Origin of the sequence: Bilophila sp. 4_1_30 (genome assembly GCF_000224655.1) — a bacterium.
In the GTDB taxonomy this organism is placed as follows: Bacteria; Desulfobacterota; Desulfovibrionia; order Desulfovibrionales; family Desulfovibrionaceae; genus Bilophila; species Bilophila wadsworthia.
This window is the reverse complement of sequence record NZ_JH114233.1, coordinates 487,320-497,210: the sequence shown is the minus strand read 5'-3', so window position 1 is coordinate 497,210 and position 9,891 is coordinate 487,320. Positions and strand designations below refer to the sequence as shown.

The 9,891-nt window shown below is 60.3% G+C and carries 12 protein-coding genes; 5 read left to right on the top strand and 7 right to left on the bottom strand.

The window, feature by feature from the left end; genetic code table 11:
• Positions 1 to 29: 29 nt before the first annotated feature.
• From gcvH to HMPREF0178_RS14070, 6 genes are all read right to left on the bottom strand, one after another.
• Entirely contained in the window at positions 30 to 416 is a 387-nt protein-coding gene (gene gcvH / locus HMPREF0178_RS14095) for a glycine cleavage system protein GcvH (RefSeq protein WP_005024449.1), read from the bottom strand.
• A 62-nt stretch (positions 417 to 478) separates the two neighbouring features.
• A complete protein-coding gene (gene lpdA, locus HMPREF0178_RS14090) occupies positions 479 to 1,867 on the bottom strand; it encodes a dihydrolipoyl dehydrogenase (RefSeq protein ID WP_009368712.1) in 1,389 nt (462 codons plus the stop codon).
• Positions 1,864 to 2,298 (bottom strand): OsmC family protein, encoded by a 435-nt coding sequence (locus tag HMPREF0178_RS14085; protein ID WP_009368711.1) that lies wholly within the window; start codon positions 2,296 to 2,298, stop codon positions 1,864 to 1,866. The genes lpdA and HMPREF0178_RS14085 overlap by 4 nt, the downstream gene beginning before the upstream one ends.
• A 73-nt stretch (positions 2,299 to 2,371) precedes the next feature.
• Complete coding sequence (locus tag HMPREF0178_RS14080) at positions 2,372 to 3,193, bottom strand: aspartate dehydrogenase domain-containing protein (RefSeq protein WP_009368710.1); 822 nt, start codon at positions 3,191 to 3,193, stop codon at positions 2,372 to 2,374.
• A gap of 203 nt (positions 3,194 to 3,396) precedes the next feature.
• On the bottom strand, positions 3,397 to 3,774 hold the full coding sequence (locus HMPREF0178_RS14075; protein ID WP_009368709.1) for a RidA family protein: 378 nt from the start codon (positions 3,772 to 3,774) through the stop codon (positions 3,397 to 3,399).
• Between the two features lie 19 nt (positions 3,775 to 3,793).
• Entirely contained in the window at positions 3,794 to 4,204 is a 411-nt protein-coding gene (locus tag HMPREF0178_RS14070) for an OsmC family protein (RefSeq protein ID WP_005024460.1), read from the bottom strand.
• 304 nt (positions 4,205 to 4,508) lie between these two features.
• Between HMPREF0178_RS14070 and HMPREF0178_RS14065 the strand changes: the two genes are divergently transcribed.
• Both HMPREF0178_RS14065 and HMPREF0178_RS14060 read left to right on the top strand, forming a co-directional pair.
• Positions 4,509 to 5,000: an aminoacyl-tRNA deacylase gene (locus tag HMPREF0178_RS14065; protein ID WP_009368708.1), complete on the top strand. Its 492-nt coding sequence runs from the start codon at positions 4,509 to 4,511 to the stop codon at positions 4,998 to 5,000.
• 94 nt (positions 5,001 to 5,094) lie between these two features.
• Positions 5,095 to 5,805: a GntR family transcriptional regulator gene (locus HMPREF0178_RS14060; protein ID WP_009368707.1), complete on the top strand. Its 711-nt coding sequence runs from the start codon at positions 5,095 to 5,097 to the stop codon at positions 5,803 to 5,805.
• A 215-nt stretch (positions 5,806 to 6,020) separates the two neighbouring features.
• Here HMPREF0178_RS14060 and HMPREF0178_RS14055 read toward each other — a convergent pair whose 3' ends face one another.
• A complete protein-coding gene (locus HMPREF0178_RS14055; protein WP_009368706.1) occupies positions 6,021 to 6,398 on the bottom strand; it encodes a RidA family protein in 378 nt (125 codons plus the stop codon).
• Positions 6,399 to 6,710: 312 nt separating this feature from the next.
• On the opposite strand from HMPREF0178_RS14055, the gene HMPREF0178_RS21585 reads away from it, so the two are divergent.
• The 3 genes from HMPREF0178_RS21585 to HMPREF0178_RS20575 form a co-directional block, all read left to right on the top strand.
• Positions 6,711 to 6,866, top strand: a complete 156-nt coding sequence (locus tag HMPREF0178_RS21585; protein ID WP_157134943.1) for a hypothetical protein — start codon at positions 6,711 to 6,713, stop codon at positions 6,864 to 6,866.
• A gap of 101 nt (positions 6,867 to 6,967) precedes the next feature.
• Positions 6,968 to 8,140, top strand: a complete 1,173-nt coding sequence (locus HMPREF0178_RS14050; RefSeq protein ID WP_009368704.1) for an ABC transporter substrate-binding protein — start codon at positions 6,968 to 6,970, stop codon at positions 8,138 to 8,140.
• A gap of 2 nt (positions 8,141 to 8,142) precedes the next feature.
• Positions 8,143 to 9,891 (top strand): MFS transporter (locus HMPREF0178_RS20575; protein WP_009368703.1); only part of this gene is annotated, 1,749 nt, incomplete at its 3' end.

Below are 9,891 nucleotides of genomic sequence, written 5' to 3'. Positions count from 1 at the left end.
CGTTTTTGCATTCATCCGAATGGATGCCGTTAGCCTTCCAGCTGGCTGCGGTAGTCAGCCGCCGTCATCAGGGCGGGCGTTTCCGTGGGCCGGATGCGGAGCATCCAGCCGTCGGCATAGCAGTTGAGGTTCACGAGCGTGGGCTTGCCTTCCAGCGCCTCATTGCGCTCAACCACTTCTCCGGCCACGGGCATATACAACGAACTGACGGTTTTCAGGGATTCCACCGTCCCGAATTCGTCATCGGCTCCGAAGGAAGCGCCCGCATCGGGCAGATCGACGAACAGGATTTCGCCAAGCTGATCCTGTGCGAAATCCGTGATGCCGATGACCAGCGTGTCGCCGTCCTTGCGGGCCCATACGTGGCGGGCCGTGTAACCGAGATCTTCAGGAAGGTTCAGGGATTGCGTGTTCATGATGCCTCCGGCTGTTCGCCGCACCGGACGGACCTGTGCGGCATGGTTGAGGGAAACGGGAGCTAGGCGAGCATCCCGGCGGCTTCGTACAACCCTTCCGAAAGGGTCGGGTGGGCATGGATAGTTTCAAAGAGCTCCCGTGCCGTACACCCCTTCTGAAGGGCGAGGGTTGCTTCAGCAATGAGATCCGAGGCGTGTGCCCCGGCAATATGGACACCGAGGAGTTTGCCAGTGCCTTCTTCGGCAACGATTTTGAACAGTCCGGAAAGCGCACCCATAGCCTGCGCCTTGCCGAGTTCCCGGAACTGGAAAACCGCCGAACAGGCCGCTATCCCCTGCTCTCGGGCCTGCTCTTCCGTCAATCCCACATCGCCGATTTCCGGCGATGTAAAAATAGCCGAAGGGACCACCGTATATGATTGTACTTTTTTCTTTTCAGGGTGCAGGATGTTATGGACCGCCGTATGCGCTTCGGCTGCGGCCATGTGTGCCAGCATGATCCGCCGTGGGCCGGTGACGTCGCCAATGGCATACACGCCGGGAACCGACGTTTCCAGCGTATCGTCGACGACGATCCACCCGCGCTGGTCAAGCGCAATCCCCGCTTCGGCCAATCCAGCGGTGTTCGGGACCCGGCCCACGGTCACGCAAACGGCGGAAGCATTCAGGACACGGGAATCGCCCGCCCCTGTGGGGAAAGGCGCTATTTCCACCGCCGCCCCGCCGTCACACGGGGTCACGCGGGAAACCGTATGGGACAGTTCCACGGCGATGCCCTTTTTCTTCATTTCGCGGAGCAGCAAACGGCTGATTTCGCCGTCTACGGATGGCAGGGGAAGCAGACGCCCCTGCCCTTCGATAACCGTCACTTTCGCACCGAAGGCGCGGTAGATGAAGGCGAGCTCACAGCCGATAACCCCGCCGCCGACAACGACCAAATGTTTGGGCACGGTTTGCAGCTCCAGCGCGTCATCGCTGGACAGGACAAGCCGATGATCCACTGGCAGAGAAGGCAGCTCCAGCGGAGAGGACCCGGTGGCGAGAATGACCCGATCCCCGGTAATTTCCAGAAATCCGTCCACGGAAGCAACCCTGACGAGCCCGGCACCGACAAATTCCGCATCGCCGCGAATGACACGGACTTTCAGCTGGGCGGCGGTCTTTTCGAGCCCGGTTTGCAGGGTTGCCGTCACCTTGCGCTTGCGGGCGACGATGGCGGACATGTCCGGTGTGGCTGTGCAATCCCCGGCAATGCCGAATTCCCTGAGCCGGGCAACCGTGTCCAGCGCGTCCGCCGACGAACGCAGGGTCTTCGTCGGGATGCAGCCCGTGTGCAGGCATGTTCCGCCGAGGTGGGCACGTTCGATGAGGGTGGCTTCTGCTCCGGCTTTCGCGGCGGCGAATGCGGCGGTGTAACCTCCGGGGCCGCCCCCGATGATGGTCAGCTTCATGACGCGCTCCCTCCTCTGCGGACGCTATGCGATACGTTGATGCCTTCAAAAATGGACGCCGTAATAAGACAGTTTTTGACGATCTTCGCGCAGTGTTCCACCTTGGCGGCGTAGGCTTCATCCGCTTCGACAGTCACGTCGATGTCGATGTCCACAAGGCGCATCGCGCCGTCCGCATTGGGTTCCTTGGTTCCTGTTCCCTGCGCCCGGATAGCGTGGAAAGGGACCCCCCTCGCCACGAGCGCCGCCCGGATGCTTCCGCAAAAACAGCTCAGGGCCGCCGCGATGAGCAGGGTGGACGAGTTGCCGCCCCGCTCCGTTTCCGGGACCCCCGTATAGTCCATGACAATATCTTTAAGGACAGGTGAACCCGTATGGAGGGTATAAACGTCGCCTTCTTGAACGAACGAAACCTGTATGCTTTGGGACATTGCTGACTCCTTGTTTGTTGTGGGATGGCGGGAGATTAATGTTCCTATCCGGCTTTCATGTCCATGAAAACAGTTACCCCGCCAGCTTCGGGTTGGCGGCGAGCCCACGCAGCAGAGCGGGGACCGAATACATGGCGAGTGCCGAGCTACGCGGATTCTGGGGCAACGGGGCCGGGCGGGTTATGGTTTCCAACGTGCAGTCCCCGGCCCTGGCCGAAATATGGTGCAGAGTCCCTGCCACACGGGGATCCGCGAACAGGCGTACCCGCGTACGGGAAAAACCGAGCCCCGCCAGGCCGAGGCTGACCGCGACGTTCACGTTTGCGGGGAAACGCCGGATCGCCTCTTCCGCCGTGCCGCTGAACAGCAGCCGCGCTTCGGGGGACATGATCAGCGCTTCTTCCGCCGTGGGCGGGGTGAGTTCCGAGAGAGGCGGCATCTGGTCGAGGCTGCGGGGATGCTTCACAGTGGTGAGGGTAACGGCATCAAGCCCCATTTCCCGCATGGCCCGGATGCCGTCCAGCCCGGCGATGGCTCCGGACGGCACATGCACCGCCGCGCGGGCCGCCTCCACATCGCGCAACAGAGCGGGATCAAGCGAAAACCCGCCGACGCTCAATGGTACGACGGCTTTCCCGGCGGCAAGGCAAGCCCGCACGATATCCGGCATGGCGGCGGCACTCGTGGCTTCAACGAGCAAATCGCATGTTTCTATGAGCGGTTGCAGGCCTAACACCGGAACGTCTCCGAGCTCCAGCGCGAGCCCCTCGGCGTGCGCCGTGGTGCGCGAAAAAAGCCCGCCAAGACGATAGGACGGCAACTGTTCACGGATATGCCGGGCGATGAGCCGCCCCATTGCGCCGCATCCGATGATCCCAAGAAGCGCTGGTCGCATTGCTTTCTCCAAAAGGTCTGTAGGGAGCATAACCGAAAACCGTTTTATTGTCGACAATAATGGTCGACTAAAATAAACCGACTGATACAGTTTCCCGCAGCCGTCCACAGAAGGGACCCGTCATCCTGTAGAAAACATCCTTCCTACGTAAAACCCCCGGCGGGACCGGGGGCTATTTGTGAGACGATATCTGGAAAGGGAGCTTAGAGGACGGCTATGGCTTCAATTTCCACGCGCGCGCCTTTAGGCAGAGCGGCGACGGCGACACAGGAACGGGCCGGGGCATCGGCTCCGAAGGTTTCGCTGTACACACTGTTCACAGCCTGAAAATCAGCCATATCCACGATGAATACGGTCACTTTGGTCACATCGGCAGGCGTGGCTCCGGCTTCGGCGAGGACGGCCTTCATGTTGGCAAGGGCCTGCGCTGCCTGTTCCTTCACATCATTGGAAACGAGTTCACCCGTGGCCGGAACCATACCGATCTGGCCGGAGAGATACAGGGTGCCGCCTTTACGGATAGCCTGCGAGTAGGGGCCGATGGCGGCGGGGGCTTTGGGAGTGGAAATCACGGTTTTCATGGCATTTTCCTTGTTTGCGCTAGTTCGCCCATTTGAAGGTGAACACCTGCTCGACATCGGGATGCAGGCTCAGGTGGACCGGGCAGGTATGGGCGGCACGTTCGATCATGGTCTTCTGCTTGTCGGTGTATTCGCGATCGGGCATGATGAAGGTCACTTCGATCTTGCCGATGCGGCGCGGGTTGGCGCTCATGGTCTTGGCGACTTCGATTTCCGTTCCGACAACGTCCACGTTGTGCATCTTTCCGTAAATGCCGATGATGGTCATGGCGCAAGACGCGAGGGCGGTCACGCAGAGGTCTGTGGGGGAAAAGGCTTCGCCCTTGCCGTTGTTGTCCACGGGGGCATCGCTCACCAGTTTGGTCCCGCTCGCGACATGGGTGCATTCGACACGCAGATCGCCAAGGTATTTTGCGGTAACTGTAGCCATGTGGTTCTCCTTTGTCGTCAGGGTTGAGCTTGTTGCTGAAAGCACAATACCCCGGACGAACATAATGGTCAACAGTATACCGTCGACTTATTTTCGAACAAGGAAACTTCGCCGTCACCCGGGCGTAGTTCCCCGTATTTCCTTATGCCCTCGGGAGTATCCCTGCAGAAAAACACTCTAACCGGGTATCAAAGAGCCATCGGCAGGCATCAGAGGAGAAAAGCGGAAATAGTCGACTCAATCAGTCGACACTAGGCAGGATATCAGGTATCTCCTGCCGGTACGACGAACCTGGAGGAGAGGAATGCACGGGAAAGAAGAGGCACCAGCCATCCGTATTTTGGAAGAAGCGGGTGAGGACGTGGGGCGTTTGGAGTATCGCTTTGTCGAACGGGGAGGCACGAAGGACGCGGCCCGGCAGCTTGGGCTGTGCGAACACGACATCGTAAAAAGCCTTGTGTTCGACGACGGAAAGGGAGGGCGGGCGGTCATGGCGCTCATGCACGGCGACGAGCGCGTATCCCTGCACAAGCTCCAGCGGCTTTCGGGCGTGCCGCATCTCCAGCCGAGTTCGCCGGAAAACGCCGAACGGCTGACCGGATACAAACCCGGCGGGATCTGCCCGTTCGGGCTCCCCTCGCCGCTTCCGGTATTCGCGCAGATATCCCTTTTCAATCTCGGGATGTTGTACATCAATGCGGGCGTGCGCGGCGTCATCGCCGTCATCCGGCCCGAGGCCCTGCGGCTTTCCGGGGCCGTGGCCGGAGACATTCTGAGTGGCGGACCCCGGCGATAGCCCTTGACGACGTGTATGGGGAGAGGCTATTTGGTGTCAGATACATATGATACGGCGTTCACAATCGGACGCCGCCAACGAACTATGGTGAGCGATGCAACAGCTTAATAAACCGACATACAGCGAACAGGTCGTCAACCTCATCCGCCAGCGTATCCGTAACGGAAAACTCCGCAGCGGGGATCGGATCAGCGAAGCCAGCATAGCCGAGGAATGCGGCATCAGCCGGGCTCCCGTCCGTGAGGCGCTTTATCAGCTTGAAACGGAAGGGTTTCTGATGTCCCATCCGAAGCGGGGCAAATGCGTAACCCTGCTCACGGGCGACGGCATCCGCCACCGCTACGAACTGTGCGGGCTTCTCGAAGGGGCCGCCGCCGCTAATGTAGTCTTGAATTTGCCCACAGGCCCGTGGGAGGAATTGGAAGCGCTGCTTGATCGCATGAAGCAGGGCGTGCTTTCCGGTACGTCCTTCGAGGATCACGCGGCGCTCGGAACGGCCTTCCATGAAACAATCCTCGAAAGGGCCAGCAACCCCCTGCTTATCGCCATTGCCCGCAGCTCCTGCCGGGTGATTTCCAAGTACCTCATGTTTCAGCAATGGCGTACGCTGTACACGACCGAAGAACTTTTTCAGCGGCACAACAGCATGTATGAGGCGTTTCTCACGCGCAATCCGTACACCATCGAAGAAGCCGTGCGGGCGCATTATGCCGATTCCGCCGAACGGCTGGCCCAAATCTGCGAAGCGGAACAAAAACCCAAGACAGCCCGCTCCCAGCGCCGCGCCCATTTCCCCACTGAATAAAAGCCCTGCCCCGTGCGGGGCTTTTTGTTTCTAGCCGAAGTTCCGATACGTTCCCTTGTAGGCAACTGGGGAAACACGCGGTTTTCTTTTCCCGTTTTTGTCCTGACAAGCGCTCAGGAAGGAGAAGGCCCGACCTCCCCATACGCAAAACCCTCGGCGGGCCGAGGGTTAGGGAAAAGAGGGAAGAAAACCGCTTAGATGTAAAAGCGGAAAATTTACAGGACAGCGATGGCTTCGATTTCCACGCGCGCGCCTTTGGGCAGGGCGGCGACGGCGACGCAGGAGCGGGCCGGGGCATCGGTGCCGAAGGTTTCACTGTACACGCCGTTCACGATCTGGAATTCGGCCATGTCCACGATGAACACGGTCACTTTGGTCACATCGGCGGGCGTGGCTCCGGCTTCCGCAAGGATGGCCTTCATATTGGCGAGGGCCTGCGCGGTCTGCTCCTTCACATCATCGGAAACGAGTTCCCCCGTGGCCGGGACCATACCGATCTGGCCGGAAAGATACAGGGTGTCGCCTTTACGGATAGCCTGCGAATAGGGGCCGATGGCTGCGGGAGCCTTGGAAGTGGAAATCACGGTTTTCATGGCAGTCTCCTTGCTTGTCAAACTGTTATTGAAGTCCTCGGTACACTTGCGCTGCCGGGATGCGGGCTGGATTCAACCTCTGTTGCCCACGGAACGCCGCTCACAGGCATGTTCGGGGCGTACGCATCCGGCGCGCGGTACGCCAGCGCTTTCGTCGGTACAGTAGCCGTAAGGAGCCCCTTTGTCATCAAGGCTGACAATGCCGATATGGAGAAAGGCTCCGGAGAGTATCCCGCCTCCGCACAGGCATACGCTTGAGCGCTGAAGGGTGTTCCCCGGAAGCTCTGCGCAGAGAGGGGATAGCCTTCTAGTATGCTGACATTCATTGCAGTATCGCTCATAGCGCATTTCATGGAAAAGACTGATGCGGGGAGAGCCCTGCCGCCGGTTCGCCGGGAAAGGCTTTCCGGCCATGTGCTGGCCTTGAATGTATTTGAGAATGCACGTAAAAGCGAAATCATCTTCTGACGTCTTACGATTCGGGAGCATACGGATGTCCCGCGTGCACGCTCCGCCGGGAACGCGGCCTGAACGGTCGTCTGTCTAACCTTGTGAAAAACAGAGTCGCCATGAATCGCTTTTGCCGTTTGTTTCTCTTTATGCTGATGTGCGGCGGTCTGCTCTTTGCCGCCGTTCCCGCGTCCGCCGGCGACGGAACCCAAACTGTTCAGGAAAAAGCTCCCGCCCATCTCGCAAAAAAGTGGCGGGTGGCCTACATTGAGGGCGGCGGGTACACGGACTATCAGCGTATCCTCGCCGCAACGGCCAAGGGGCTTGCCGAACTTGGGGTCATTGCCGATGGCGATGTGCCCATCCCGGAGAAGACGGACGACACCCGGCCCATTTGGGACTGGCTCGCCGAACATGCGGGAGGCGATCGGCTGGTGTTTTTGAAAGACGGCTACTATTCCGCCAACTGGGACGCGGCACAACGTGCCGCCAACAGAAAGGCCCTGCTCGACCGTATCCGTGAAAAGGGCGACGTAGACATGATTTTCGCCTTCGGCACATGGGCCGGACTGGACATGGCCACAGCCGATATTTCCGTTCCGGTGTTCTCCATGTCGGTCACCGACGCCGTACAGGCGGGTATCGCCAAATCGTTGAAGGACTCCGGGCGCGACAACCTGCACGCACAGATCGACCCCGAGCGTTACAAGCGCCAGATCGCCGTTTTCCATGATATTTTTGGTTTCAAGAAAATGGGCATCCCTTATGAGGATACCCCGGAAGGCCGTTCCGACGTCTCGCTGGCCGCCATCGAATCCGCCGCCGATGAGCTCGGCATCGAGCTTGTGCGCTGCACCACGGCGTTGAACGTGCCTCCGGATCAGAGCTTTGCCAATCTCAGGCAGTGTGTTTCCCAACTGGCGGAAACCTCTGACGCCGTGTACCTCACCACCAACTCGGGTATGCAGTGGAACCGGATGCGGGAACTGCTCCAGCCGCTCATTGAAGCGGGCGTCCCCTCCTTTTCCCAGAGCGGCATCGAGGAAACGAAGCTCGGCGTCCTGATGAGCCTGTCCCAAAGCAGTTTTTCCAGTGAAGGCCGCTTCGGGGCCGAAGCCATCGTCAAAGTCATGGACGGTATACGCCCCAGAGATGTCGGGCAGGTATTCGACAGCGCAATCGGGCTTGCCATCAATCTGGAAATGGCGCGGCTCATCTATTGGGACCCGCCTTTCGAGATCCTGCTGGCGGCGGACGCGATCTATCAAGACATCAAAAACGCGGGCGAGTAAACATGGAATCATCCCGTAAGCGTTTGCTCATCGGCGGTCTGGCAACGCTTCTCGCCGCGCAGTGCCTGTATGGCATCCTCACGCTGGCTACCCTGTACAAATCCTATAAGACTTCCCTTGTTTCGGTGCAGGCCATTGCCAGCGAAAAGTTCAGCCTCGATCTCTCGCGTCTGGCCCGTTTCGGCAAAGATCCCGAACGTGTGGAGGACATGGCCGAGCGCGTGCGCCGTTTTTGCGAAATCGCGGGCGTCAGCCGCCTTGCCGTATTGGACGGAAAAGGGCGGAGCATCGCCGCCTGGCCCTCCGACGCACCGGAGGCCCCGCCCGTCCCTCAGGACGAGAACAAGCTCAAAACGCTGCACGGCGAAGTGAAGACCTTCGACGCCGACGGGAAGGTCTGGATCGTCCAGCCCATCAGGAACCGGACCGGAGCCGATGTGGGGAGCGTGCTCGCCGGGTTCGACGAGGCGGGCATGACCGCGCTTGTCGGCAAAGCCGCCTCCATGCACGCGTTCCTGTTCCTCGGGGTGGCCGTACTGGGCGGCTCTTTATTTATCCTGCTGGTATTGCGGGAAGGCAAGCCCCCTTTCCCCAGGCTTGGAAAAGGATGCCTCATCATCCCCCTTCTCGTCAGCCAGATCGCTTTCCTTTTTTTCCTCCGGGGCCCGGTCGTTTCTTTTTTGGAGGAAAACGCCCGCGACGCCGGAACGCAGCTTGCCCGCTACATTGGACATGATGTCGCGCACATCAACGATCTCGGGTTGAAGCTGGCGGATGTGCCTTCCGTCAGGACCTATCTGGACCACATACGCCAGAGCTTGCCCTGGGCGCAGTCCATCACCGTCAGCGACGCCGGAGGGACCACCTTTACGGCGGGGAACCCGAGGACGCCCCTCCAAGCGGGCGTGCCCTTGTCCGCCGACAGCACGGTTTCCGTGACCGTGGGCATTGACGAGAGCACTGTATGGGAAGCCTTCCGCTCCATCGTCTACGACACCCTGACCATCATGATCATCGCCATGCTGTTCATGCTGGAGCTTGTGCCCCTGCAGGCCGCCGCGCCGTCCGCCGGTGAACCTCTGCCGCCGCGCATCATGCGTCCGATCATTTTTCTGTGCATGTTCGCCATCGATCTGCCCGCTTCCTTTATCCCTCTGCGGATAGCGGAAATGGATCTCGGCCTGCTTGGGCTCCCGCCCGATGTGGTGATGGGCCTCCCGCTGTCGTTTGAAATGTGCGCGGTGGGCATAGGCATCCTCATAGGCAGTTTCTGGAGCCAAAAGAGCGGCTGGCGGCCCCTTCTGCTATGGGGGGCGCTGCTGGTGGCGCTCGGCAACGTCGCAAGCGGCCTTGTCTCGGATTCCCTCGCCTACATCCTCTCCAGAGGCGGCGCGGGGTTCGGCTACGGCCTCATCAACCTCGCCGGGCAGGTCTTCGTCGTGTCGCACTCCTCGCCCGAGCACCGGGCCGGGAACCTCTCCGCGCTCGTCGCGGGCCTGTACGCCGGGTTCCTGTGCGGCAGCGCCTTCGGCGGGCTCATCGCGGATAACCTCGGGTACGCGTCGGCCTTCCTCGTTTCGGCGGGATTGATGGCCCTCATCGGGATCTTCCTCCATTTCGCGCTGCCCCGCGAAGCGTGGACTCCCGAACCATCCGCCTCAGGACGCATCTCCCTGCGCGGGCTCGGCGCCTTTTTCTCGGACATCAAGATGGCGGGCCTGCTGCTGGGCAATATCTTCCCCTGCGCCTTT

Bases quoted from the DNA above. Each gene is read 5' to 3' on its own strand.
- gcvH (WP_005024449.1), bottom strand. From the start codon at position 416: ATGAACACGCAATCCCTGAACCTTCCTGAAGATCTCGGTTACACGGCC.
- lpdA (WP_009368712.1), bottom strand. From the start codon at position 1,867: ATGAAGCTGACCATCATCGGGGGCGGCCCCGGAGGTTACACCGCCGCA.
- HMPREF0178_RS14085 (WP_009368711.1), bottom strand. From the start codon at position 2,298: ATGTCCCAAAGCATACAGGTTTCGTTCGTTCAAGAAGGCGACGTTTAT.
- HMPREF0178_RS14080 (WP_009368710.1), bottom strand. From the start codon at position 3,193: ATGCGACCAGCGCTTCTTGGGATCATCGGATGCGGCGCAATGGGGCGG.
- HMPREF0178_RS14075 (WP_009368709.1), bottom strand. From the start codon at position 3,774: ATGAAAACCGTGATTTCCACTCCCAAAGCCCCCGCCGCCATCGGCCCC.
- HMPREF0178_RS14070 (WP_005024460.1), bottom strand. From the start codon at position 4,204: ATGGCTACAGTTACCGCAAAATACCTTGGCGATCTGCGTGTCGAATGC.
- HMPREF0178_RS14065 (WP_009368708.1), top strand. From the start codon at position 4,509: ATGCACGGGAAAGAAGAGGCACCAGCCATCCGTATTTTGGAAGAAGCG.
- HMPREF0178_RS14060 (WP_009368707.1), top strand. From the start codon at position 5,095: ATGCAACAGCTTAATAAACCGACATACAGCGAACAGGTCGTCAACCTC.
- HMPREF0178_RS14055 (WP_009368706.1), bottom strand. From the start codon at position 6,398: ATGAAAACCGTGATTTCCACTTCCAAGGCTCCCGCAGCCATCGGCCCC.
- HMPREF0178_RS21585 (WP_157134943.1), top strand. From the start codon at position 6,711: ATGCTGACATTCATTGCAGTATCGCTCATAGCGCATTTCATGGAAAAG.
- HMPREF0178_RS14050 (WP_009368704.1), top strand. From the start codon at position 6,968: ATGAATCGCTTTTGCCGTTTGTTTCTCTTTATGCTGATGTGCGGCGGT.